Consider the following 25,038-nt stretch of genomic DNA (forward strand, 5'->3'; position numbering starts at 1 on the left):
TGTCGGTCGCGTTGAAGGTCGTGGGGCAGCCGGTGATCGCGTGGGTGTTGGCGGGGGCGGTGTTCGGCATCCACGGGGCGGCGTTGCTCGACGTGGTCGTGACCTCGGCGTTGCCTGCGGCACAGAACCTGTACACGTACGCGAGCCGGTATCGCGTGGGTGAGGGGCTGGCTCGGGACTCGATCCTGCTGTCCACGGTGTTGTCGGTGCCGGTGTTGGTGGGGATTGCTGCGCTGCTTGGGTGAGACAGGGTTGTGTTTCGTCTGCGGGTACGTCGTGGCTGGTCGCGCAGTTCCCCGCGCCCCTAGGTGGGCAAGGGTGGCCGGAACCGAAAGCTCGGCCCCTCCCCGCGCCCCCGAAATGCCTTAAGGGGGCTGGGACTTGCAAGCTCCAGCCAGCTTCCCCCAGCCAAAGCGAAAGGGGCCGGGACCCTCGAAGTCCCAGCCCCTCTCCCTCCCCAACCACCAACCACCAATCAGGCGATGCGCTCCAGCACCACCGGTGAAGCCGTGAACTTGGTTCCCTCGGTGCCGATGTCGTAGGAGCCCTTCACCGCCTCCAGGGCGTACTCGAAGCGGTCGGGTGTGTCCGTGTGCAGGGTCAGCAGGGGCTGGCCCGCGGTCACGGTGTCTCCCGGCTTGGCGTGCATCTCCACCCCCGCGCCTGCCTGGACCGGGTCCTCCTTGCGCGCACGCCCCGCGCCCAGCCGCCAGGCCGCGATGCCGATGTCGTAGGCGTCCAGGCGGGTCAGGACGCCCGACGTCGAAGCCGTCACCACGTGCTGCTCGCGGGCCACCGGCAGTTCCGCGTCCGGGTCTCCGCCCTGTGCCGCGATCATCCGGCGCCAGACGTCCATCGCGGAACCGTCGGCCAGGGCCTTCGCCGGGTCGGCGTCCTTGATGCCGGCCGCGTCGAGCATCTCGCGGGCCAGGGCGATCGTCAGCTCGACGACGTCCGAGGGGCCGCCGCCCGCCAACACCTCGACGGATTCCCGGACTTCGAGGGCGTTGCCGGCCGTCAGGCCCAGCGGGGTCGACATGTCCGTCAGCAGCGCCACCGTCTTCACGCCGTGGTCCGTGCCCAACCCGACCATCGTGGACGCCAGTTCACGCGCGTCCTCGATCGTCTTCATGAACGCGCCCGTGCCGACCTTCACGTCCAGGACCAGCGAGCCCGTGCCCTCGGCGATCTTCTTCGACATGATCGAGGAGGCGATCAGCGGGATCGCCTCGACCGTGCCGGTGACGTCCCGGAGTGCGTAGAGCTTCTTGTCCGCGGGGGCCAGGCCGTCGCCCGCCGCGCAGATCACCGCGCCGGTCGTGTCCAGCACGTGCAGCATCTCCTCGTTGGAGAGCAGGGCGCGCCAGCCGGGGATCGACTCCAGCTTGTCGAGGGTGCCGCCGGTGTGGCCGAGGCCCCGGCCGGAGAGCTGGGGGACCGCCGCGCCGCAGGCCGCCACGAGGGGCGCCAGGGGCAGCGTGATCTTGTCGCCCACGCCACCCGTCGAGTGCTTGTCCGCCGTCGGGCGGGAGAGGGACGAGAAGTCCATGCGCTCGCCGGAGGCGATCATCGCGGCGGTCCAGGTGGCGATCTCGCGGCGGTTCATGCCGTTGAGGAGGATCGCCATGTTGAGGGCGGCCATCTGGTAGTCGGCCACGTCCCCGCGGGTGTACGCGTCGATGACCCAGTCGATCTGCTCGTCGCTCAGTTCACCGCGGTCCCGCTTGGTGCGGATGACGGAGATGGCATCCATCGAGACTTGCGCCATGGCTTGGCTTTCCTTCCGAACGTTCAGAAATGCGCGGCCCCCCTGAGTCGTGGTTGCCAACTCAGAGGGGCCGTACGGGAGTTACCTGGTGAGATGGTCCGGCCCGAAGGCCTGCGGGAGCATCTCCGAGAGCGGCAGGATGCCCGCCGGTGTCTCCACCAGCAGGCCGGGGCCGCCGAACTCGTACAGCAGCTGGCGGCAGCGGCCGCACGGGACGAGGATGTCGCCCTTGCCGTCGACGCACGTGAAGTGGGTCAGCCGGCCGCCGCCGGTGCGCTGGAGGTCGGAGACCAGCCCGCACTCGGCGCACAGGCCGAGGCCGTACGACGCGTTCTCCACGTTGCAGCCGGAGACCGTGCGGCCGTCGTCGACCCGGGCGGCGACCCCTACGGGATAGCCCGAGTACGGCGCGTACGCGTGGGACATCGCCTCCCGCGCCTCGGCGCGCAGCTCGTCCCAGTCGACGGCCAACTCGGCGGCGGGCGAGGTCACTTGCCCTGTCCCTTCCGGTACGGCAGGCCGTCCGCCTTCGGCATCCGCAGGTGCTGCGCGGACAGTGAGAGCACGAGCAGGGTGACGATGTAGGGGCTGGCGCCGACCAGCTGGGTCGGAACCTGGTCGGTGATGGCGTACCAGACGAACATCAGGGCCGCGATGACGGCCGTGACGACGGCGGGGACGTACCGCTTCTTCCACACCATGTAGCCGCAGCCGGCGACGAGCAGGAAGCCGATCAGCAGGATCAGCGCGTGGACGTTGGTGGCTCCGCCGCGCAGGTTGAGGCTGTCGGTGTAGCCGAACAGGCCCGCGCCGAGGGCGAGTCCGCCCGGCATCCAGTTGCCGAAGATCATCGAGGCGAGGCCGATGTAGCCGCGGCCGCCGGTCTGGCCGTCGAGGTAGACGTTGGACGCGACGATCGACAGGAAGGCGCCGCCGAGGCCGGCGAAGCCGCCGGAGATGATCACGGCGATGTACTTGTACTTGTAGACGTTGACGCCGAGGGACTCGGCGGCCACCGGGTTCTCACCGCAGGAGCGGAGGCGGAGGCCGAAGGCCGTGCGCCACAGGACCCACCAGGTGGCCGGTACGAGGGCCACCGCGATGACGGTGAGCGGGGAGAGGTCGGTGATCAGACCGCCGACGAGGCCGGCGATGTCCGAGATCAGGAACCAGTGCTTCCCGTTGAGGGTGTCCAGCCAGCTCGACAGTCCTGGGATGTCGAAGGTGCCCAGCGAGTCGATCGGCGGGGACTGCTTGGCGGAGCCCTGCTCGGTGTTGGCGAAGGTGAACTTCGACAGATAGCGGGTGGTGCCGAGCGCCAGGATGTTGATGGCGACACCGGAGACGATGTGGTTGACGTTGAACGTCACCGTGGCGATCGCGTGCAGCAGCGCGCCGAGGCAGCCGCCGATGATGCCGAACACGATGCCGACCCACGGGCCCCACTGGTAGCCGGCCCAGGCGCCGAACCAGGTGCCGAGGATCATCATGCCTTCGAGGCCGATGTTGACGACGCCCGCCCGCTCGGCCCAGAGGCCTCCGAGACCGGCGAGGCCGATCGGCACGGCCGCGCGCAGGGCCGTGGACATCTGGCCGGTGGACGTGATGCCGTCGGCGCCCGTGATGAGGCGGACGATCGACGTGAGGATCAGGGCGCCCGCGATGATCAGCAGGAGCACGGGGAGCGAGAAACGGCGGCCGCCCTTGCCGGGCTGCTGCGCCTGCGGCTTGGCGATGGTCGCGGTACTCATCGGGCCGCCACCTCCTTCTTCTCGGAGTTGTTCCGGGCGGCAGCGGCGAGTTCCTCACCGACGCGCTTCTGCTGGCGGCGCAGGCCCCAGGTGCGGACGACCTCGTACGAGATGACGACCGCGAAGACGATCAGGCCCTGCATGATCGTCGCGATCTCCTTCTGGTACGCGACCGGCGTCGCGTAGTCCAGGGCGGGCGACGCCTTGTCGAGGAAGGCCCACAGGAGGGCGGCCAGTGCGATGCCGCCCGGGTTGTTGCGGCCGAGGAGGGCGATGCCAATCGCGGTGAAGCCGAGGCCCTCGGGGAAGGTGAGGCTGTAGGTGTGGCTGTCGCCGAGCAGCAGCGGCAGACCGGCGAGGCCGGCGACACCGCCGGAGATCAGCATCGCGGTGAGCGTCATGCGCTTGGCGTCGACGCCGGAGGCCGCGGCGGCGGACTCGGACTCGCCGGTGGCGCGCAGGTCGAAGCCGAAGCGGGTCCGGTTGAGGACGAGCCAGTACAGGACGCCCATGATCGCGGCGAGGAAGACCAGGCCGTAGATCTCGCCGACGTCCGAGCCCAGGTCGATGCCCGGGATCCAGCCGGACTTCTTCATGATGCCGGTCGTCATGTTGTTGCCGACCTGCACGCCCCAGGTGTTGGTCTGCGTGAGGTAGAGGATCAGGCTGGTCGCGATCGCGTTCAGCATGATCGTCGCGACGACCTCGCTGACCCCCCGGGTGACCTTGAGGACACCCGCGATCCCGGCCCAGAAGGCGCCGGTGAGGACGGCGACCAGGAGGAGCAGCGGCACCTGGAGGACGGCCGGCAGGCCCACGTGCGCGCCGACGACCGCGGTCATCACGGCGCCGAGGCGGTACTGGCCGTCGACGCCGATGTTGAACAGGTTCATCCGGAAGCCGAGGGCGACCGCCAGGGCGGCGATGTAGTACATCGACGCCTGGTTGACGATCAGCACCTGGACGTCGGAGTACCCGATCTGCTGGAGCATCAGGTTGTACGGCTCGATCGGGTTCTTGCCCGAGGCGAGCAGCACGACCGAGGTCAGCAGGATCGCCGCGACAAGCGCCATGACCGGGCCGGCCACGGCGAGGAGCACGCGCTCCTTGTCGAACTTCTTCATCGGGCCTCGTCCTCCGGGGCGGTGTCGTCGGCGCCGTCTTCTGCGGACTCTTCGACGTGTTCGAGGTGACCGGACGCGGCGCCGGTCATGGCCGAGCCGAGTTCCTCCGGTGTGACGGTGGCCGGGTCGGCGTCGGCGACCAGCCTGCCGTCGTAGATCACGCGCAGGGTGTCCGACAGGCCGATCAGCTCGTCCAGGTCGGCGGAGATCAGCAGCACGGCCAGGCCCTCGCGGCGGGCCTCGCGGATCTGGTCCCAGATCGCGGCCTGCGCGCCGACGTCCACACCGCGGGTGGGGTGGGCGGCGATCAGGAACTTCGGCTTGTGGCTCATCTCGCGGCCGACGATCAGCTTCTGCTGGTTGCCGCCGGAGAGGGAGGCGGCGGTGACGTCGATGCCGGGGGTGCGGACGTCGTACTCCTCGACGATCCGGCGGGTGTCGGCCTGGGCGCCCTTGATGTCGAGCCAGACACCCCCACGACCGCGCGAGTTGGGCTTCTCGGTGACGTGGCCCAGGATGCGGTTCTCCCACAGCGGGGCTTCCAGGAGGAGGCCGTGGCGGTGGCGGTCCTCGGGGATGTAGCCGATGCCCTTCTCGCGGCGCTTGCGGGTCGCCCAGGGGGTGATGTCGTCGCCGAGGAAGCCGATGGTGCCGGAGTCGGCGTTCTTCAGGCCGATCAGCGCGTCGATCAGCTCGGTCTGGCCGTTGCCCTCGACGCCGGCGATGCCCATGACCTCACCGGCGTGGATGGTGAAGGTGACGTCGTCCAGGACGCGCTTGGCGTCGCCGCCGACGGCCGCGTCTCCGACCAGTCCACCGCCCACGGGCTCGGACTCGGCGCCGAGGGAGGCGCCGACGGCATAGACCGTGAGGCCCTCGACCTCGATGACGGGCTGGTCGGTGACTGTCGACTCCGCCGTCTCGGGGGTGGGGAGTTCGCTGCCGACCATCATCTCGGCGAGCTGACGGGGGGTCGTCGCGGAGGGGACGGCGGTGCCGACCGTCGTGCCGCGCCGGACGACCGTGATCTCGTCGGCGACGGAGAGGACCTCGCCGAGCTTGTGCGAGATGAAGATGACGGCGAGGCCCTCGGACTTCAGCTCGCGCAGATTGCTGAAGAGGGCGTCGACCTCCTGCGGCACCAGGACGGCGGTGGGCTCGTCCAGGATCAGGGTGCGGGCGCCGCGGTAGAGGACCTTGAGGATCTCGACGCGCTGGCGCTCGGCGACGCCGAGGCTCTCGACGAGAAGGTCCGGGCGGACGTTCAGGCCGTAGCGGTCGGAGATCTCCTTGATCTTCTTGCGGGCGCCGCCGCCGATGCCGTGCAGCTTCTCGCTGCCCAGGACGACGTTCTCCAGGACGGTGAGGTTGTCGGCGAGCATGAAGTGCTGGTGGACCATGCCGATGCCGCGGGCGATGGCGTCGGCGGGGGACGAGAAGGTGACGAGCTCGCCGTCGACGGCGATGGTGCCCTCGTCCGGTTTCTGCATGCCGTAGAGGATCTTCATCAGGGTCGACTTGCCGGCGCCGTTCTCGCCGACGAGGGCGTGCACGGTGCCTTTTCGGACACTGAAGCGGATGTCGCTGTTGGCGACGACACCCGGGAATCGCTTGGTGATCCCCACCAGCTCGACCGCGATCGTCGACTGATCGCCGAGTGGAGGGTTGCTGGACGCGTCGATGGCGAACTCTCCTCGTGGAAAGGGGCCTCTCTACGCGCGTAGCGCCCCTGCTTTAAATAGTGCCCGGACCTGATCGTCTTCTGTCTGGCATCCGATCCGTTCCGAGCATTCTGCCGCGCGAACGGGGTGCGTCCCTGCCGTCGATCTCCCGTCGTCCGCCCGGAGGGCGGGCCGCGCGGCGTCTGGTGCGTGCGATCGCAAGGCGCCGAAGCGTCCGCGTGGCGGAGCCACGTGGGCGTTTCGGCAACGCGGCGAGCGTGCGTGCCAGGCGTCGCGCGGCAGGCGGGAGATCGACGGCAGGGGCGCGTGGAGAGACATCCTCCCCACACCCCGTTCCGTGGCCGTAACGCTGTCATTACAGCGCTCTTTTGGCCATGGTCGTGACTGGCCCGAAATCAACGGTTCAGGAGGTCTTGACCTTGATCGAGCCGTCCTTGATGCCCGCCTCGGCCTTCGCGAGAGCGGCCTGGAGGGTGGCGTTGTTCTTGAAGGTCGGGTTGGAGTCGGCCAGGCCCACCGCGCCGTTGCTCAGCGAGCCGCGGATCTCGCCGTTCAGCGGCTTCTTGTCCTTGATGACGGACTTGGAGAGGTCGTAGACCGCGCCCGCGACGTTCTTCAGGGCCGAGGTGAGGATGTACGGCTTGTACTTGGCCAGCGCGGCCTGGTTGTACTGGTCGGAGTCGACACCGATCGCCCACACCTTGTGCGCGGCGGCGGACTTGATGACGCCCTGGCCGGAGAGACCGGCGGCCGCGTAGACGACGTCCGCGCCGGCCTCGATCTGACCGTCGGCGGCGGCCTCGCCCTTGTCGGGGCTGGAGAAGCCACCCTGCGCGGCGGTCTGGGTCAGGTACTGCGCCTTGACCGTGACGCCCTTCTTGGTGTCCTTGACGCCCTGCTCGAAGCCCGCCTCGAACTTGTGGATCAGCGGGACGTCCACGCCGCCGATGAAGCCGACGGTGTTCGACTTCGTGGTCAGCGCGGCGGTGACGCCGGCCAGGTACGAGGACTGCTCCTCGTGGAACACCATGTCGGCGACGTTGGCGGCCGTGATGGTGTTGTCGTCGATGATGCCGAAGGTGATCTTCGGGAACTTCGCGGCGGCTTCCTTGACGGCGGGGGCGTAGGCGAAGCCGACACCGATCACCGGGTTGTAGCCGGACCTGGCGAGGGTCTCCAGGCGCTGCACCTTGTCCGCGTCGGACTCGTTGTCCTGCGGCTCGACGTCGCGGCCGCTGACGCCGAAGTCCTTCTCGGCCTTCACGAGACCCGCGTAGGCGGCGTCGTTGAAGGACTGGTCACCCTTGCCGCCGACGTCGTAGGCAAGGCCAATACCCTTGGACGTGCCGGAGGAGCTGCTGCTGCTCGTGGACTCGCTGGACGAGCTGCCACAGGCGGAGACGGTTACTGCAAGAGCTGCGGTTGCAACGCCTGCAACCGCGATTCGGGACACCCGGCGCATGGAACGAGACTCCTTCGTGCAAGCGCCCAAACCAGGCGCTGGTTCCGCCGCAGCGTAACGCGCGTAGACCAGAGGGAAAACCCCATCTGTCCGGTCCGTTATAGAGCTGTGGCCACAGATGGTGGCCAGCGTACGGACAGCCAGGCGCCCCTTGCGGGAGGCAAGGAGCGCCTGGCTGCAACGATGCCCGGAGGGCCTAGTCGCAGGCCCCGGTCGTGGCGGGTCGTACTACTTCGTGTTGACGGTGATCTTGCCGGCGACGATGTCCGCCTTCGCCTTGTCCACCGCGGCGACGGCGGCGGTCATGGCCTTGTACTTCGGGTTGGTGTCGGAGAAGCCGACGCCGTCGTTGCTGAGGCCGTAGCGGATCACGCCGGTCTTGGGCTTGCCCTCGTAGACCGACTTCACCAGGTCGTAGACCGCGCCGCCGACGTTCTTCAGCGCCGAGCCGAGGATGGAGTCCTTGTACTTGGCCAGCGCCGCCTGCTCGTACTGGTCGGAGTCGACGCCGATGGCCCACACGCCCTTGGCGGAGGCCTCGGAGATGACGCCCTGTCCGGAGAGACCGGCGGCGGCGTACAGCACGTCCGCGCCCGCCTCGATCTGGCCGCTGGCCGCGTCCTTGCCCTTGTCGGGGCTGGAGAAGCCGCCCTCGGCCGCGGTCTGGGTCAGGTACTGCGACTCGATCTTGATGCTCGGGTTGACGGACTTGGCGCCCTGGTCGAAGCCGGCCTCGAACTTGTGGATCAGCGGAACGTCCACGCCGCCGATGAACCCGATGTGGTTCTTCTTGGTCGCCTTGGCCGCGGCGACGCCCGCCAGGTACGAGGACTGCTCCTCGTGGAAGACGAGGTCGGCCACGTTGGCGGCCTTGTCCTGCTCGTCGTCGATGATGCCGAACGTGATGTTCGGGAACTTCGCGGCGGCCTCCTTGACGGCCGGCGCGTAGGCGAAGCCGACACCGATCACCGGGTTGTAGCCGGCCGTGGCCAGGCTCTCCAGGCGCTGCACCTTGTCCGCGTCGGACTCGTTGTCCTGCGGCTCGATGTCGCGGCCGGAGATCTTGAACTCCTTCTCGGCCTTCTGGAGACCCGCGTACGCGGCGTCGTTGAAGGACTGGTCGCCCTTGCCGCCGACGTCGTAGGCCAGGCCGATGCCCTTGCCCGTGTACTTGCCGGACGAGGACGACGCGGTGTCGGTGGCCTTGTCGGCATCCTTGCTGGAGCTACCGCAGGCGGTGGCCGCGAGGGCGATGACCGTGACGGCCACCGCAGCTTGGGAGAACTTCGTCCTCCGAGATGTCTGACGCACAGCAAGTACTCCTTCGTCCCCACGGCACCGTCACCGGACCGCTTCCCCAAGCCGCCGCCTCTGTGGCGATTTCCGCGCACAGTAACGCGCGTAGACGAGGAGGGGAACGGGGTTTCTCCTTGCCGTTACCGGATCGTGCCGCCGCCGCGTTACGTTCACGCGCCGGTGGTTACACCCGGGTGACACAAGGGGACGTAGGGGTACCGAACGGGCACCCTCACGCCCCCGTCGTGCTCAGATCGCGCCGTCGATCAGTGCCGCCGCGGTGAACAGCTCCACGCCGACCGTGATCGCGGACTCGTCGACGTCGAAGTCGCCCTGGTGGAGGTCCCGTACGGTCCGCTCCCCCGGTGTCCGCACGCCGAGCCGGGCCATGGCGCCGGGCACGTGCTCCAGGTACCAGGAGAAGTCCTCGCCGCCCAGGCTCTGTTCGGTGTCCTCGACGGAGAGCGGTCCGCGGCGCGCGGTCATGGCGTCCCGCAGCAGCTCGGTGACGAGCGCGTCGTTGACGACGGGCGGGACCCCGCGCACGTAGGTGATCGCGGACTTGGCCCGGTGCAGCCCGGCGACCTCGTCGATGGCCGCGTGCACGATGTCGGGCGCCTGCCGCCAGGCGTCGAGATCGAGACACCGTACGGTGCCCGACAGCTCGGCGTGCTGCGGGATGACGTTGGGCGCGTGACCCGACTCGATGCGGCCCCAGGTGACCGACACCCCGCTCCTCGCGTCCATCCGGCGGGAGACGATCGCGGGCACGTCGGTGGCGACGCGGGCGGCGGCGGTCACGAGGTCGGTGGTGAGGTGCGGCCGGGCGGTGTGTCCGCCGGGGCCGTCCAGGGAGACCTCCAGCCGGTCGCAGGCGGAGGTGATGGGGCCGATGCGCAGCCCGATCCGCCCGCTGTCGACCTTGGGGTCGCAGTGCACGGCGATGATCCGGCCGACCCCGTCCAGCGCCCCGCACTCGATGGCGTCGGTGGCACCGCCGGGCAGGACCTCCTCGGCGGGCTGGAAGAGCAGCCGTACCGCACGCGGCAGGAGGCCCTGCTCGTGCAGCCGGGCCAGCACGAGACCGGCGCCGAGGACGACGGTGGTGTGCACGTCGTGGCCGCAGGCGTGGGCGCGGTCGGGCACGGTGGAGCGGTACGCGCACTCACTCTTCGTGTCCGGGATGGGCAGCGCGTCGATGTCGGCGCGCAGCGCGAGCATGGGTACGGCCGTGTCGCGGGGGCCGATGTCACAGACGAGCCCGGTCCCGGTGGCCAGGACGCGGGGTTCGAGACCGGCCTTCTCCAGCCATGCCTTGATCGCGGCGGTGGTCCGGAACTCCTGGTTGCCCAGCTCGGGGTGCATGTGCAAGTCCCGCCGGAACGCGACGAGTTCGGCACGCAAGGTCTCCGACAGGGTGCCCGGAAGCACATTCCCGACGGGTTCGACCTCGGACTCTGCCTCGGACTCTGGTGACATCAATTGCTTCACCCTCTGAAGGGTAGGGCGCCCGGGTGGTCAACTGACCCTCGATCAACAAAAGTTCAACCCGTTAGTCGAAGAAAATCTGACCGCCGACCGCATAGCCGCCTGTGGGGATGGGTAAACTCCCCGCTTCTTCTGGGATACCACGCCTCACCACAGCCCAGCTCGACCCGTCCGCATCCCGGAATCCGTACTGCCGCACGACAGTGGCAACACGGCTACGCAGCGTGAGATTCCCGGGTCCGCGTCCCCCTTGATCCGGGCCGGCGTCCCCCTGATCCGGGCCCGCGTCCCCTTGATAGGGTCCGCCGACGTGACCGACCCGAACGCGGATCTCACCGCGGACTTCATAGAGGCCACCCGCTCCTCCTACGACGCGATCGCCCCCGCGTACAGCGCCGAGCATCCGGACGGCCTGGGCGAGGGCCCCGTCGAGAGCGCCCTCCTGACCGCCTTCGCCGAGCTCGTCCGTACGGCGGCGGCGGGCGAGGCGCAGGTGGCCGACGTCGGCAGCGGCCCCGGCTATGTGACCGCACGCCTGAACGCCCTCGGCCTCCAGGCCTTCGGCATCGACATCTCGCCGCACATGGTGGCGCTGGCCCGCGAGGCGCATCCCCGACTCCGGTTCCAGGTCGGCTCGATGACCGCCCTGGACGTACCGGACGCGACCCTCGGCGGCGTCATCGCCCTCTACTCGACGATCCACATCCCGGACGCCGACCTGCCCGGCGTCCTCGCGGAGTTCCACCGGGTCCTACGGCCGGGCGGCTACGTCCTGCTCGCGTTCCAAGCCTCGGAGGGCGAACACATCCACATGACCGAGCGCTATGGCCAGGAGATCTCCCTCGACTACTACTTCCGCACCCCGGCCGAGATCGCCACGTACCTCACGGAGGCGGGCCTGAGCCTGCACGCACAGGCCCGCGTCGAGCCGCAGGGGCAGCAGAAGTGGGGGCGGGCTTTCACCCTGGCTCACAAGCCGACGGGGTCCGCCTGAGCGCGGACGGTGAACAGCAGCGGTGACCGGACCCCGAGCCGGGCGGCACAGTCGGCGACGGTCGCTGCGAGCCGGCCCCAGCGCAGGAACGGCTGGACGGGCAACGGCCGTTCAGCCGTCACAGCGCCGGCCTCGACCTGGGACCAGGAGACGAGCCCCGCGCCCGGCGCGGCCCCGGGGTGGGTCCATCCGGACCTACGCCGCCGTCACCGCCGACAGCCGATGCACGTCCCGCGCCGTCCCCGTGACCCCCGAGAGGAACCCCTGCGCCCGGGGCGAGGCGTTCTCGGTCAGCCATGCGGGGTCGATGTCACACACCGCGACCCGGACTTCCGTGCCCACCAACGCAAGCGGCAAGGTGTGCACGACCGTCGACGGGAAGCTGAGGATCGTGCGGCCGATGGGGCCGCGGCGGGCGATCAGTTCCAGGGGGAGGTCCGGGCGGACGATCTCCAGGCCTGTCTCGACCGCCAACCGGTGGAGTTTCTCGGTGCTTTCGCGGCGGTGGGCGAAGTAGCGGGTCGCGCCGTGGGTCTTGGCGAGGGCGGATACCGCTTCCAGGTAGCGGTCGTTGTCGACAACTCCCGTTTCCACCAAGGACGTTCCGACCATGTCCGCGCCCTTGGTGATGCGAGGCGGGCCGAAGGTGGCGCGGGTCCAGGCGAATTCGTTCGGGGTGACCGTGACGCCCTCGGGGATCGTCTCGATCGGCATGGAGGAGAAGATCTCCACCGTGCGGCGGGCGCTCGGGGTCAGGCGGCGGCGGGCCGCCGAGGAGACCGGGGCGAAGATCAGGTCGCGGGGGCCCTGGCGGCCGCCCTTGCGGTGCCAGCGGACCAGGCGTTCGCCGTTGGCGAGCTGGGCGACGAACTCCATCGTCGCGGTGCCGTCGTCGACCACCACCAGCTCACGTGCCTTGGTGATCGTCAGCAACAGCTGCACATACCGCGAGAAAGGGTCTCCCATCACGATCCGGTCCGCCCGGCGCAGCAGCCGGGTCAGGCCGCCGATCGTCTGGAAAGGGGCCGCGGGTCCGCCCCGCGCCTCCTCCCAGCGCACGGTGTGGCCTTCGTCGCGGGCGAGGTCGGCCATGCGGCGCAGCTGGCCGCGGGTCATCGGGTCGGTCGGTGACAGGACCACGAGGGTGAGCCCCCCGCCGGGTGCCGCCTCGGCCCTGGGCGCACGGAGGTGCGCCCACTCCAGCACGTTCAGAAGCTGTACCGGACTCTCCACGAACGCGAGAGTGTGGGGGGTGAGGCCGGCGGTGCCGGCGTGGGGGCTCATTGTCGTACGACCGTCCCGTGACCGTAAGTGACGCTTGATGGCTCAGACTCAGACCGAGACCGGCTCGCCCGCGGCCGCGGCGATCTCGGCCTCGGCGACGACGCCGGTGACGCGGCGCAGCTTCTTCATCGGGCCGAGCTCCGACTCGTAGACCTTCTTGACGCCGTCGCCGAGGGAGGCCTCGATGGTGCGGATGTCGCGGACGAGGCGGGTCAGGCCCTGCGGCTCGACGGAGGCGGCCTGGTCCGAGCCCCACATGGCGCGGTCGAGGGTGATGTGACGCTCGACGAAGGCGGCGCCGAGCGCGACCGCGGCGAGGGTCGTCTGGAGGCCCGTCTCGTGACCGGAGTAGCCGATCGGGACGTTCGGGTACTCGGCCTGGAGGGTGTTGATGACGCGGAGGTTGAGCTCCTCGGCCTGCGCCGGGTACGTCGACGTGGCGTGGCACATCAGGATGTTGTCGCTGCCGAGGACCTCGACCGCGTGGCGGATCTGCTTCGGGGTCGACATGCCGGTGGAGAGGATCACCGTACGGCCGGTCGCGCGGAGGGAGCGGAGCAGCTCGTCGTCCGTCAGCGACGCGGAGGCGACCTTGTGGGCCGGGACGTCGAACTTCTCCAGGAAGGCGACGGCCTCGGTGTCCCACGGGGAGGCGAACCAGTCGATGTTCTTGCTCTTGGCGTACTCGTCGATCTGGCGGTACTCGTCCTCACCGAACTCCACGCGGTGGCGGTAGTCGATGTAGGTCATGCGGCCCCAGGGGGTGTCGCGCTCGATGTCCCACTGGTCGCGCGGGGTGCAGATCTCGGGGGTGCGCTTCTGGAACTTGACGGCGTCGCAGCCGGCTTCGGCGGCGGCGTCGATCAGCTTGAAGGCGTTCTCCAGCTCACCGTTGTGGTTGATGCCGATCTCGCCGACGACGTAGACCGGGTGGCCGGGGCCTGCGGTCTTCGAACCGAACTGGCGCAGACGGGAGTTGTTGCTCATGACAGCGGGTTTCCTTACTTGGTGAGGGAATCGAGAGAGGGGCCGAGGATCCAGCTGGCGATCTCTCGGACAGCGCCGTCGCCACCGGCCACGGTGGTGACCGCGCGTGCGGCGCCGCGTACGACGTCGTGGGCGCTCGCGACCGCCACGGGCCAGCCCACGAGGGCGAAGCACGGGAGGTCGTTGACGTCGTTGCCGACGTAGAGCACGCGCTCCGGCGCGATGCCCTGCTCCTCGCACCACTGCTTGAGTGCGAGGTCCTTCCGGTCGATGCCGTGCAGGACCGGGAGTTGGAGCTTCCGGGCTCGGGCGGCGACGACCGGGTTCTGCTCCGAGGACAGGATCAGCATCTTCAGGCCGGTCTTGCGCAGGGCCGCGATGCCGAGGCCGTCTCCGCGGTGCACGGAGACGAACTCCCGTCCGTCGGAATCGATCAGCACCCTGTCGTCGGTCTGGGTGCCGTCGAAGTCGAGTACGACCGCGTCGATGTCGTCGGCGGTCGGGAGTGAGCCGGGGCGGTCCGCGTCGAACAGCGGGGCCAACGCCCTTGCCCTGGCCAGCTCGTGGGGATCGTCGATCTCCAACACCCGGGCGGGGTCGGTCCGTACGAGTTCCGTGCGGCCGAAGAAGCGGTGGCCGACCTCGCGGAAGCCGGCCGCGTCCATGCCGTAGACGGCGCCGGTCTCCAGGAAGTCCTGGGGGCGGTCCTGGCGGCGCGGGCGGAACGACTTGTCATGGTTGACGCCGTAACCGCCGCTGGCCACCGTCGAGTTGGCGACCTTCGTGGCGCCGCCGATCTCTTCGCTGCGCGCAGGTTCGACAACCGCCGTCGCCTCGTCATCCGCGTCGCGCCACACGAAGCCGTGGAAGGGGGCGACGGTGTGCGCGGTGTCGGCGCCGTTCGCGACGATCGCGTTGACGATGCCGTCGACGTCCTCGCGGACGATGAAGGGGCTGGTGCACTGGACGAGGAGGACGACGTCGACCGCCGAGCCGTGCAGCGCCTCGTGGGCGTCCATGGCGTGCAGGACGGCGGCCTCGGAGGTCGCGGTGTCACCGGCGATGGCGGCGGGGCGCAGCACGACCTCGGCGCCGGCCTGGCGGGCGGCGGCGGCGATGGCCTGGTCGTCGGTGGAGACCACGACGTCCGTGACCAGCCGGCTGGCGCGGCACTCACGCACGGCGCGGGCCACCAGCGGTACGCCGCCGACGGGGGCGAGGTTCTTGGCGGGGACGCCCTTGGAGCCGCCGCGCGCGGGGATCACCGCGAGCACCCGGCGCACCGAAGCGCCTTGGCCCGCTTGCGAGTTGGACATGGGCTCTACTCCTTGAGCGGGAATCCTGACGTTCACAGCTCCCCCATCCGGCGGATGACGGGCGCCACGCGCTGCACGCCGTGGCGGTAGGCGCCGCGCGCGGCCCGGCGCACGATCTGCCGGACGGGCCCTGGCGCCTTGTCCGCGGCCGGGGCGCCGGGCAGCGGGGTGCCGTCCGGGCCGAGGTGGTGGCGGGCGAGGATGCCGGGCAGATAGCCGGGGGCGGTCTCGGGTGTGTAGTACGGCTTCAGGGCGGGCATGTCGCCGCCGGCCAGCAGCTTGGTGATCCGCTCCCGGGCCGCGTCGAAGGCCGTCTCGTACGCCCCCTCGGCGGCGACCCCCTGCCGTGCCACCCACTCCGCGTCCGGCACCGGCTTGTACCCGGCGTCGAGCTGGTCCCAGGAGGCGAGGCACCCGGAGCCCACGAAGTGGTGGTTGCCGAGCCCCTCGCGGATGCCGAGGTCGGTCAGCACGACGGTGGGGATACGGCGGTGCAGGGACTCCAGGGCGGCCGTCGAGCTGATGGTCACCAGGAGGTCGGTGCGGTCGAGCACGTCGCCCATGTGCCCGTACACCAGGCTGAAGTTGGCGGGGAGGTCCTTGCCCTGGACCAGCTTCTGGTAGGGCAACTCCTCGATGTGCGTGGTGTGTTCGCCCGGCTTGGAGCGGAGCTTGAGCAGGACCTCGCGGTTCGGGTGGAAACGGGCGTGCTGGATCGCCCTGTTGAGCAGGTAGTCGCGGTCCCGGCGGTTGTCCGGCACCGAGGGCTGCACGGCGAAGACGACCGTGTACGGGTCGCGCTCCCCCTGGTAGGCGTCCCCGCCGAGGAACGGCAGGGCGACCTCGGTGACAGCCGAGGAGTCGGCGCCGACCCCGTCGTAGACCGCCTTGAAACGGTCCGCGTCCTGGCGGGAGTTGGCGAGGACGAGGTCCGCGCCGTGCCGGAGCAGCAGGCCGTCGGTGAGCTTCTCGTAGACGACGCCGACATAGCCGGTGACGACCACAGGGCGCTTGCTGCGTCCGTCCCAGGCGCGGGCCAGACCGTGCAGCATCGCCTGGACCCCGCCGCCGACGAGGGAGAGCACGAGGATGTCGTACGGCTCCTTCTCCATGACACGCAGGAACTCGACGGCGGTCACCTCGCGGAGGGAGTCCGCGGTGACGCCGACTTCCTTCAGCTGGCGGGCTGTTGGGGTGGCACGACCCCGCAGGAGGTACCCGTCCAGAGAGATGTCCGAATGCGGCGGAGCGATGCGGTTCGCGGTGAGCGAACCCCATTTCCACCGGGTGTCGGAATCCGCGAGGACGGCGACTCGCAGGGTCTGCGTTGCACTTGCTGGCACACCGAAGACGCTAGGAAGCCATTCCGTTGATCGGCCCAACCCGAAGGCAACAAAGGGTTAACAGCGCACCGCTGAATGGCGAATCAGGGCGTGGCAGGGCCGTAGGAATTCCTGGTTCACAGGTTCGCCACGTGGCGTTCACCCGACATCAAACCAATGGTAAAGACCGATGACGGAGCGCCCTCTAACGTCATGCGGGTGGTCAAGCTCTCCGTCATCGTGCCGTTCTACAACGTGCAGCAATACGCGCCCGACACCCTGAAGAGCCTGCGTGCGAACACACGGGAGGACTTCGAATTCATCTTCGTCGACGACTGTTCGACCGACGAGACACCTGACATTCTCGCGCGCGCGGAGCGGGAGCTGCCAGGCGTCGTGCATGTCAGACACAAGAAGAACGGAGGGCTGGCGACCGCCCGCAACACCGGCATCGACAAGGCACGTGGCGAGTATCTGACGTTTCTGGACGGCGACGACTGGCTCGCCCCGGACTACTTCCCGCGGCTGCTGGCAGCCATCGAGGAACTCGGCTGCGACTTCGTGCGCACCGACCACGTGGTGTGCACGGCGAAGGCCCGCTCGATCGCCCGGGTGCCGCAGGGCCGGCGCGGTGTGGTGATGAACCCGCGGGACGCGATCCTGCCCGCCGACCGCTCCACCTCCGTGGACTACGCCTACGCCTGGGCGGGCATCTACCACCGCAGACTGGTCGACCGGGGCCTGCTGCACTTCACCGACGGGCTGCGCACGGCCGAGGACCGGCCGTGGATCTGGAAGCTGCACCGGGAGGCGGAGTCCTTCGCCACGGTGGGACTGCTCGGGGTGTTCTACCGGCGCGGTGTCGCCTCGTCGCTGACCCAGATCGGGGATGTGCGGCAGCTCGATTTCATTCGTGCGTTCGACCAGGTAATCGAGGAGACGGCGGCTGACCGCGACGCCGATGAACTGCTGCCCAAAGCAGTGCGCACGTATTGCGCGATCATGGCTCATCATCTCGGATCGATCGAGAGGTTCGAACCCGCCGTGGCTCGAAAACTGCGTTCACTGAGTTCCGCCGCGCTGAAGCGCATGCCGCAGGATGTCCTGGCGGAGGTAATGGACTCGATGGACCCCCAGCGGGCGAGCCGGCTGCGGCGTCTGCGCCGCCGTCCCACCTCGGCGCGGACGGTGGCCGCCTGATGCCCCGCACCACCCAGATCCTGTGCGCGTCGACCCTGTACGGCGCCGCGACGCTGGCCGCCGCGCTGGACGCCGGGCTCCTCGGCGAGGCCGACCGCCGGCTGCTGCTGATCACCAACAACGCGGCGAACCCGGAGACCACCGCGTCGGTGGACACCATGCCGGGCTTCGACCGGCTCCGGGACCGCTTCGACGACGTGCTGTCGTGGAACGAGACCATCTCCCCCTTCCACCCGAGCGGTTGGAGCCCCCGGGGCGACGACGTCCCGATGTGGGAGCGGTACGTACGGCTGCTGTGGAAGCTCGGCGACGACGAGATCCGGCTGGCCGTGGAGTCCGTCCAGGTCAATCCGTCGCTCGCGCTGTGCCAGCTGTTCACCGGCGCCCCGGTCGACGTCTACGCGGACGGCCTCATAAGTTACGGCCCCACGCGCGACAAGATCGACCCTTTGGTCGGCACCCGCATCGAGCGGCTGCTGCACCTCGATCTCGTCCCGGGCCTCACCCCGCTGCTGCTCACCGAGTTCGGCGTCCCGCCGGAGCTGGTGCCGACGGAGGCTTTCCTCAAGGTGCTTGGCGAACTCGCCGAGTCCGAGAGCGAGTTGCCTGCCGTGAAGGGTCAACCGGCCCTGCTGCTGGGCCAATACCTCGCCGCGCTCGGCATCCTCACCGACCAGCAGGAGGAGGAGCTGCATCTGCGCATGGTGCGCGGGGCTGTAGCCCTCGGCCACCGCGAGCTGGTGTTCAAGCCGCACCCCGTGGCACCCTCGCGCTGGTCGCGTCTCCTGGAGGACGAGGCGAAGAAGCTGGGTGCCCATCTCACCCTGCTGGACCGCCCGGTGCTCGCCGAGGTCGCCTTCCAGCGGATGCGGCCCGCCCTGGTCGTCGGCTGCTTCTCCACCGCGCTGTTCACCGCCGCCGGCCTGTACGACATCCCGGTGGCGCGGGTCGGCACGGACACCCTGCTGGCCCGGCTCGCGCCCTACCAGAACAGCAACCGGGTGCCGCTGACCATCGTGGACGACGTGCTGCCCGACCTCGCCGACAAGAAGGCGGTGACGGACTGGCGGATGCCGTCGGCGGAGCGGGTGGACGAACTGGCCGCGCTGCTCAAGGCAGTTGGCTTCGCGATGCAGCCCAAGATCTATCCCCGGCTGCGCGAGGACGCCGAACGCTACCTCTCGGCCCACCTCGACCCGCACACCTGGCGCTACTTCAAACGCCGTCGCCTGACCGCGCTGGCGCTGCCCGGGGCCGTACCGGCACAACTGTCGTTCATTCCGCGGAATCAGACGGTCCGGCGCATCGCGCGTCGCGCCCGTGCTTTGTCCGGACGTTAGCGTCCATTCAAATTGTTCATCCGGGCGACATGTAGGAGACCCCTGTGTGTCGCCGGTGAATTGCCTCTCATCCGTCGAACGTTCGTAGCGTCACATCGTTCCGCTGCGGAACAGCCATTCGACGTCGGCTAGAAAGGCCCAGGATGAACGCGGTTGACCAGGCCCTGGCACCCACCCTGCGGGGCCAGGACCCTGGGCAGGAACCGGAGCAGCCACCCGTCGCCCCGCCCCGCCCGCCCCGGGAGAACCGGCTGCGCGCCCTGGACGGACTGCGGCTGCTGGCCGCGCTGATGGTGTGCCTGTACCACTTCACCGGCAAGAACGGTGAAGTGGCCTCCTCCTGGCACCAGTCCCCCGGGAAGATGTTCCCGACCCTGTCCGAGGCGGGGACCTACGGCTCGCTCGGCGTGCAGTTCTTCTTCCTCATCAGCGGCTTCGTGATCTGCATGAGCAGCTGGGGCAAGTCGATGGGCGAGTTCTTCCGCTCCCGCATCGCCCGCCTGTACCCGGCGTACTGGGTGGCCCTGATCCTGGTGGGCACCGCGTCGGTGCTGATGCCGGTGGTCGTCAAGCCGCTGCGCTCGGACGAGTTCCTCGTCAACTTCACCATGCTCCAGCAGCCGATGGGCGTGCCCCGCGTCATCGGCGTCGACTGGACGCTCTGGGTGGAGATGCGGTTCTACCTGTTCTTCGCGCTGTTCGTGATCTGGAAGGGCGTCACCTACCGCCGTGTGGTGACCTTCTGCATCCTGTGGACGATGGCCGGCTGCTTCGCCCGGGTCGCCGACAACCCGCTGACGACCGAGCTGGTGATGCGCGACCACGCGCCGTACTTCATCGGCGGCCTCGCCTTCTACCTGATCTACCGCTACGGCAGCGACCTGCTGCTGTGGGGCATCGTGGGGATGTCCTTCCTGCTGGGTCAGCGCTACTCGGTGACGGCCCTGTGGCACCCGGGCATGACCGGCGACTTCCACCGCGACCCGCATGTCATCCAGGCGATCGTCTTCGTCGCCTTCGCGGCGGTGGCGGCGGTGGCGCTGGGCTGGACGAGCTGGGCGAACTGGAGCTGGCTGACGCTGGCGGGCGCGCTGACGTACCCGTTCTATCTGATCCACGAGCACCTTGGCTGGTTCGCGATCCGCGTCCTGCACCGGGGCTTCGGGCTCGGCCCGTACGAGACGCTCGCGCTGACCGTGCCGGGGCTGCTGTGCCTGGCGTATCTGATGCACCGCTTCGTCGAGAAACCGTTCGGGCCACGGCTGAAGCGCACGATGTCGTTGCAGTCGAAGCAGCTGGCGGCGAAGCTCGGCAAGTAGCCGCACCGGGCGACCAGTTGAAGGGCCCCTCGACCGACACCGGTCGAGGGGCCCTTCCGCTTGTGGCGTCTCAGGCCTGCGCGGCCCGGATACGGCGCACCACGCGCCGTACGGTCGGGTTCCGGCGCAGCGACTCCGCGCGGACCGCGCTGCCGCCGGGCAGGCGCAGGCTGGTCAGGCGACGCTTCTTGAAGTACTGCGGGTACTCGTCGAGGTGGACGGCGAGCCAGGCCGACACCTCGTCACGCATCGCGTGGTGCTTCAGCGCCTGCATGCAGTAGCCGACGGCCCGCACCAGCGGCGCCAACTGCTCGGCCAGGGCGCCCAGTTCGAGCGGCTGGCCGACCTTGTCCTTCTCGGCGTCCGGCAGGATCGCGTCGATCACGGTGAGCGGGATGCGGTTGCTGTTCTCGTACGGCGTGATGCGTTCGAGGAGCAGGCCGGTGCCGACGCGGGCGACGGGGATGTCGTAGAGGGCGGCGGCGGTCATCAGGGCCGTGGAGAAGCAGCCGATGACCAACTGCGGGCGGAGGTGGGCGAAGACCGTCTCGGCGAGGACCGGTTCACGCAACACCGTGAGGCGGACGCCGAGTTGGTCGGCGGTCTGCTCAAGTGACGTGCTGTAGACGGCCGGTGCGCTGGGGTGCGGCTTGAACAGGACGTCCTGGTGGCCCGCCTTCGCCGCGGCGCGCAGCATGCGGACGTGCAGCTGCTCCTCCTCGTCCTGGGTGATCAGGTCGATGGCGGAGAGGTACTGGCCGAGCATGACGGCCGTGGGCCGGTTCTCCCGGGGCAGCCGGTCGGCGAGGATCGAGGCGCCCTCCTCGCCGATCTGGGCGAGGACGTCGACGATCGCCTCGTTCGGGACGGGCTGCGGCTCGACCCCGTACTCGGACAGCAGCATCGGCCGCAGCCCGGGTATCAGGTCGAGGTGCAGCACGCGCGCAATGCGGCTGTTCAGGTTGTGCGGGATGCGGTTGCGGGTGGGGCCGTAGCTCATCAGGCCGTCCGCGTACACGTGCACCGGGCTGTCGGCGAAGATGTCGGCGACCGCGCGGGAGGGGTTGGCCTGGATGGACTCGCAGGCGATCTCCACGTCCTCGTCACCGAGGTTCCAGGCCAGGCGGACGGCCTTCTCCCACAGGGCGGCGTCCTGGGCACGCGGGGACCAACCGGCCGGGTGGAAGGGGGAGATGAACTCGTTCCACGAGCGGACCTCGTCGAACTCGGGGCGCAGCTTCTCGAAGCCGGGCATCCGGTCCAGGGGGGTGCCGACCTCGGGCACGGCGGCCGTGTTGCTGACCACCAGGATGCGGCGGTGGGCCGTACGGGGGCCGAAGAAGCCGGCGCGGATCGCGGCGGTGACGGTCGCGGCGGCGTACTGCGTGGCCGAGAAGAAGATCTGTGTCGTGCCGCTCTTGCCGCTCATGCCGCGACTCCCTTCATGCCGCCGCGGATGCGCCGCAGCGTGTGCACACGTTCCTCGCCCATGCCGACGAGCGCTTCGTTGAGTTCGGTCTCCGTCATCCGGCCGAGCGCCTCGGCGGCCATCTGCCGCAGCTTGGCGTGCACGCTGCGCTCGAACCGGCCCCGGTCCAGGAGCTGGTGGGCGATGACGACGCAGTAGTTGCGCAGCGCCTTCTTGCGCAGTTTCGCGGCTTCGGGGTCGTCGGCGAGTTCGGCGAGGACCAGGTCGAAGGAGCGGAAGAAGTCCAGCTGGCGGACGTCGCCGATCTGGGTCAGCGAACCGGCCAGGCCCCGGCGGTAGAAGACCCCGCGCAGGCTGGCGGCGACGTAGGACTCCGCCTTGCGGTGAAGTTCCCAGATCCAGGGGCGGTCCTCGGCGGTGCGCAGGCCGTCGTGGAAGCGCAGCAGGCCCCGGTCGAGGAGGCGGCGGTGGTAGATGCCGGCCCAGGCGTACGGGTAGTCGACCATCGTCGTGTCGTCGACGGGCAGGATCGAGCTGCGCGGGTCGAGCGGGGTGTGCCGGCGGCCCTCGGGAGAGCGCTGGATGGCCCGCTCGACGCCGGTGACCGTGACGTGGTCGGTGCGCACGAAGTCGACGTCGAAGCGCTCGATGACGTCCACGAGGTCGGCCAGATAGCCGGGCGCGAGCCAGTCGTCGCCGTCGAGGAACGTGAGGTAGCGGCCTTCGGCCTCGTCGATCCCGGTGTTGCGGGCGGTGGCCAGACCGCCGTTCTTCTCGTGCCGGACGACCCTGCTGTTCGGCAGCCGCTTCGTCAGCTCCAGGAGAGCCTCATAGGTCTTGTCCTTGGTCGAGCGGTCCTCGACGAACAGGAACTCGAACTCGTCCCGTGCGTTGTTGATCAGGCTGGTCACCGTTTCCGGGACATAGGCCTCGATGTTGTAGCAAGGGACGATCACGGACAGTGTCGGGGGGCGGTTGGTCACGCGTACACCTGGGCTCTCTCCGGGGCGGATTCTTGTGACCGTAGGAGATGTTCGAGCCCGGATATCAACCCTGCTGGGGCCAGCAGGTGAACGCACGGTAACGGCCCGGCCTCTTCGGGCGTTCAGCTGATGCCGAAACGGACCTCGATGCCCGCGATGAGCAGGGCCAGCCCCTCCTCGAAGTGCTTTTCGTAGTCGTCGAAGATCTCCGCCCCCGCCGCGGCCGACAGAGGGAAGTCGGCCATCAGGCGGGCGCGTTCGTGTACGTCGTAGCCCTCGCGGCGCTCGTCCGGCAGTGGCTGGACGCCCTGTTCCTCGCTGACGAACCCGATGGTGAAGAGGTACGACGTCGAGGTCGCGCGGACCGCCCGGGCGAGGGTGAAGCCGGCCTCGGTGAACAGGCGCAGGGTGTTCTCCATCTCCACGGCGTGCAGCGTGCCGGTGAAGCGGGAACCGCTGAAGACCTTGGCGCCGTCGCGGTAGCCGAGCAGCGCGTCCCGCAGGGCGCGGTTGGACTTCAGCAGCCGCTCCTGCCAGGTGTCCTCGGGGGAGAGCGGGGAGTCGGCGACCATCCGCCGGTACATTTCGGTCGCCATCTCGTCGAGCAGCGCCTGTTTGTCCTTGAAGTGCCAGTACAGGGCGGGTGCCTTGACGTCCAGTTCCTTGGCGATGGCGCGCAGGGTCAGCCCGTCCAGACCGACCTCGTTCAGCAGCTTCAGGGCCGTGTCCGCCACGCGCTTGCGGTCGAGGGGGGTGCGTCGTTCCGTACTCACGCTTGACAACTTAACACCGTTAAGGCCACCCTCGGAACCAGCCGTACTTAACAGCGTTAAGGAGACTGGATCATGACCGAGCACGCAAATCCGGCCGAACACGTGGACGTACTCATCGTGGGCGCGGGCCCCACCGGACTCGCCCTCGGCATCGACCTCGCCCGGCGCGGGGTGGACGCGCTGGTCGTCGAGCGCGGCGAGGGGCTGTCCCCCGGCTCGCGCGGCAAGGGCATCCAGCCGCGCACGATGGAGGTCTTCGACGACCTCGGCGTCCTGGACGCGATCCTCGCGGCGGGCGGCGACTACCCGGTCGGGATGGTCTGGCAGGACGGCGAGCGGGTCGCCGAGCAGAACATGTTCGACCCGGCCGAGACGAACGAGGACTCGCCGTACGGCGCCCCGTGGATGGTGCCCCAGTGGCGCACCCAGGAGATCCTCCGGGCCCGGCTCGACGAGCTGGGCGGCCGGGTGTCCTTCGGCCGCGAGGTCGCCGGGCTCGCCCAGGACGAGGACGGTGTGACGGTCGCGTTCGCGTCCGGCGCCCCCGTCCGCGCCCGGTACGCGGTGGCCGCGGACGGCGGTCGCTCGGTGATCCGGCGCGGGCTCGGCATCGGCATGACCGGCGAGACCGTCGACCCGAACCCGATCCTGGTCGCCGACACCCGTATCACCGGCCTGGACCGCGACAACTGGCACATCTTCCCGCCGCGGGGCGACGAGGGCTTCCTCGCGATCTGCCCGCTGGCCGGGACGGAGGACTTCCAGGTGGTCGCCCAGCTCCTGGACGACAGCCCGCCCGACCTCTCCCTCGACGGCGTACGGAAGACCGTCGCCGCGCGCTCGCACCTCGCCCCCGAGGACATCACCGAGCTCACCTGGGCCTCGGACTTCCGGCCCCGGGCGGCCCTCGCGGACCGTTTCCAGCAGGGCCGGGTCTTCCTCGCCGGGGACGCGGCGCACGTCCACTCGCCGGCCGGCGGCCAGGGCCTCAACACCAGCGTCCAGGACGCCTACAACCTGGGCTGGAAGCTGGGCGCGGTGCTGCGCGGTGAGGCCCCCGCGAGCCTGCTCGACACCTACGAGGAGGAGCGGCGCCCCAACGCCGCCGAGATGCTCGGCCTGTCCACCAAGGTCCACCGGGGCGAGGCCCGCCGCGGCGAGGCGACCCGCCAACTGGGCATCGGCTACCGGGAGTCGAGCCTCACGGAGGAGACCCGGGCGGCCTCGGACGGGCTACGCGCCGGCGACCGCGCCCCGAACCGGACCGTCGCGGGCGAACGCCTCCTCGACGCCTTCCGGGGCCCGCACTGGACCCTGCTCGCCCTGGGCACGGAGGCACCGGCGATCGCGGCGATCGGTGACAGCGGCGCCGTACGCGTCGTAGCGGGGCCGCCCGCCGAGACGTACGGCACGGGCCTCTTCCTGGTCCGCCCGGACGGCTACGTCGGCTGGGCCTCGGACGACGACACCGGACTCGGCGCCTACCTGACCCGGGTCGGCCTCTGCTAGCACTGGGCCAC

21 protein-coding genes are annotated in these 25,038 nt (G+C 69.5%); 6 read left to right on the plus strand and 15 right to left on the minus strand.

The features are described from left to right. Window positions 1-245, plus strand: a 245-nt coding sequence (locus AC31A1_RS09010; protein ID WP_489652731.1) for an AEC family transporter, incomplete at its 5' end; no start/stop codon positions are given. A gap of 230 nt (window positions 246-475) precedes the next feature. Here AC31A1_RS09010 and AC31A1_RS09015 read toward each other — a convergent pair. The 8 genes from AC31A1_RS09015 to AC31A1_RS09050 form a co-directional block, all read right to left on the minus strand. Beyond that, entirely contained in the window at window positions 476-1,753 is a 1,278-nt protein-coding gene (locus AC31A1_RS09015) for a thymidine phosphorylase (RefSeq protein ID WP_489652761.1), read from the minus strand. A 96-nt stretch (window positions 1,754-1,849) separates the two neighbouring features. Beyond that, window positions 1,850-2,260 carry a cytidine deaminase gene (locus tag AC31A1_RS09020; RefSeq protein WP_019066919.1) on the minus strand — a complete coding sequence of 137 codons (411 nt, stop codon included), beginning with the start codon at window positions 2,258-2,260 and terminating at the stop codon, window positions 1,850-1,852. Beyond that, the gene (locus AC31A1_RS09025; RefSeq protein WP_489652732.1) at window positions 2,257-3,519 is read right to left on the minus strand and encodes an ABC transporter permease; all 1,263 of its coding nucleotides are present in this window, start codon (window positions 3,517-3,519) and stop codon (window positions 2,257-2,259) included. Before AC31A1_RS09025 ends, AC31A1_RS09020 begins: the two co-directional genes overlap by 4 nt. Then, window positions 3,516-4,643, minus strand: a complete 1,128-nt coding sequence (locus AC31A1_RS09030; protein WP_489652733.1) for an ABC transporter permease — start codon at window positions 4,641-4,643, stop codon at window positions 3,516-3,518. The genes AC31A1_RS09025 and AC31A1_RS09030 overlap by 4 nt, the downstream gene beginning before the upstream one ends. Further along, complete coding sequence (locus tag AC31A1_RS09035) at window positions 4,640-6,283, minus strand: ABC transporter ATP-binding protein (protein ID WP_489652762.1); 1,644 nt, start codon at window positions 6,281-6,283, stop codon at window positions 4,640-4,642. Before AC31A1_RS09035 ends, AC31A1_RS09030 begins: the two co-directional genes overlap by 4 nt. A gap of 445 nt (window positions 6,284-6,728) precedes the next feature. Continuing rightward, on the minus strand, window positions 6,729-7,787 hold the full coding sequence (locus AC31A1_RS09040; RefSeq protein WP_489652734.1) for a BMP family lipoprotein: 1,059 nt from the start codon (window positions 7,785-7,787) through the stop codon (window positions 6,729-6,731). Window positions 7,788-8,015: 228 nt separating this feature from the next. Then, entirely contained in the window at window positions 8,016-9,056 is a 1,041-nt protein-coding gene (locus tag AC31A1_RS09045) for a BMP family lipoprotein (RefSeq protein ID WP_489652763.1), read from the minus strand. Window positions 9,057-9,332: 276 nt separating this feature from the next. Beyond that, on the minus strand, window positions 9,333-10,562 hold the full coding sequence (locus AC31A1_RS09050) for a M20 family metallopeptidase (RefSeq protein ID WP_489652735.1): 1,230 nt from the start codon (window positions 10,560-10,562) through the stop codon (window positions 9,333-9,335). 319 nt (window positions 10,563-10,881) lie between these two features. Between AC31A1_RS09050 and AC31A1_RS09055 the strand changes: the two genes are divergently transcribed. After that, a complete protein-coding gene (locus AC31A1_RS09055; RefSeq protein WP_489652736.1) occupies window positions 10,882-11,565 on the plus strand; it encodes a class I SAM-dependent methyltransferase in 684 nt (227 codons plus the stop codon). A gap of 195 nt (window positions 11,566-11,760) precedes the next feature. Here the strand turns inward: AC31A1_RS09055 and AC31A1_RS09060 are convergent, their stop codons facing one another. From AC31A1_RS09060 to AC31A1_RS09075, 4 genes are read right to left on the minus strand one after another with little or no spacing between them, the layout of a single operon-like run. Further along, window positions 11,761-12,849, minus strand: a complete 1,089-nt coding sequence (locus AC31A1_RS09060; RefSeq protein WP_489652737.1) for a hypothetical protein — start codon at window positions 12,847-12,849, stop codon at window positions 11,761-11,763. 48 nt (window positions 12,850-12,897) lie between these two features. Beyond that, entirely contained in the window at window positions 12,898-13,836 is a 939-nt protein-coding gene (locus AC31A1_RS09065; RefSeq protein ID WP_489652738.1) for an N-acetylneuraminate synthase family protein, read from the minus strand. Window positions 13,837-13,850: 14 nt separating this feature from the next. Next, a complete protein-coding gene (locus tag AC31A1_RS09070) occupies window positions 13,851-15,152 on the minus strand; it encodes a cytidylyltransferase domain-containing protein (protein WP_489652739.1) in 1,302 nt (433 codons plus the stop codon). Between the two features lie 32 nt (window positions 15,153-15,184). Next, window positions 15,185-16,495, minus strand: coding sequence for a DUF6716 putative glycosyltransferase (locus AC31A1_RS09075; protein WP_489652740.1), 1,311 nt, complete (start codon window positions 16,493-16,495; stop codon window positions 15,185-15,187). A 198-nt stretch (window positions 16,496-16,693) separates the two neighbouring features. Between AC31A1_RS09075 and AC31A1_RS09080 the strand changes: the two genes are divergently transcribed. The 3 genes from AC31A1_RS09080 (at window position 16,694) to AC31A1_RS09090 (ending at window position 20,333) form a co-directional block, all read left to right on the plus strand. Continuing rightward, the gene (locus tag AC31A1_RS09080; RefSeq protein ID WP_489652741.1) at window positions 16,694-17,674 is read left to right on the plus strand and encodes a glycosyltransferase family 2 protein; all 981 of its coding nucleotides are present in this window, start codon (window positions 16,694-16,696) and stop codon (window positions 17,672-17,674) included. Further along, the gene (locus AC31A1_RS09085; protein ID WP_489652742.1) at window positions 17,674-19,014 is read left to right on the plus strand and encodes an alpha-2,8-polysialyltransferase family protein; all 1,341 of its coding nucleotides are present in this window, start codon (window positions 17,674-17,676) and stop codon (window positions 19,012-19,014) included. Before AC31A1_RS09080 ends, AC31A1_RS09085 begins: the two co-directional genes overlap by 1 nt. A gap of 143 nt (window positions 19,015-19,157) precedes the next feature. Beyond that, on the plus strand, window positions 19,158-20,333 hold the full coding sequence (locus AC31A1_RS09090) for an acyltransferase family protein (RefSeq protein ID WP_489652743.1): 1,176 nt from the start codon (window positions 19,158-19,160) through the stop codon (window positions 20,331-20,333). A 70-nt stretch (window positions 20,334-20,403) separates the two neighbouring features. Here AC31A1_RS09090 and AC31A1_RS09095 read toward each other — a convergent pair whose 3' ends face one another. From AC31A1_RS09095 to AC31A1_RS09105, 3 genes are all read right to left on the minus strand, one after another. Further along, complete coding sequence (locus tag AC31A1_RS09095) at window positions 20,404-21,762, minus strand: polysialyltransferase family glycosyltransferase (RefSeq protein WP_489652744.1); 1,359 nt, start codon at window positions 21,760-21,762, stop codon at window positions 20,404-20,406. Beyond that, the gene (locus AC31A1_RS09100) at window positions 21,759-22,745 is read right to left on the minus strand and encodes a glycosyltransferase family 2 protein (RefSeq protein WP_393761881.1); all 987 of its coding nucleotides are present in this window, start codon (window positions 22,743-22,745) and stop codon (window positions 21,759-21,761) included. The genes AC31A1_RS09095 and AC31A1_RS09100 overlap by 4 nt, the downstream gene beginning before the upstream one ends. Window positions 22,746-22,867: 122 nt before the next feature. Continuing rightward, on the minus strand, window positions 22,868-23,518 hold the full coding sequence (locus tag AC31A1_RS09105) for a TetR/AcrR family transcriptional regulator C-terminal domain-containing protein (RefSeq protein ID WP_489652745.1): 651 nt from the start codon (window positions 23,516-23,518) through the stop codon (window positions 22,868-22,870). A 72-nt stretch (window positions 23,519-23,590) separates the two neighbouring features. Here AC31A1_RS09105 and AC31A1_RS09110 point away from each other — a divergent pair, with 72 nt between their 5' ends. Then, on the plus strand, window positions 23,591-25,027 hold the full coding sequence (locus AC31A1_RS09110; RefSeq protein ID WP_489652746.1) for an FAD-dependent oxidoreductase: 1,437 nt from the start codon (window positions 23,591-23,593) through the stop codon (window positions 25,025-25,027). Window positions 25,028-25,038 lie beyond the last annotated feature (11 nt).

Source organism: Streptomyces sp. P5F9, from assembly GCF_057961495.1.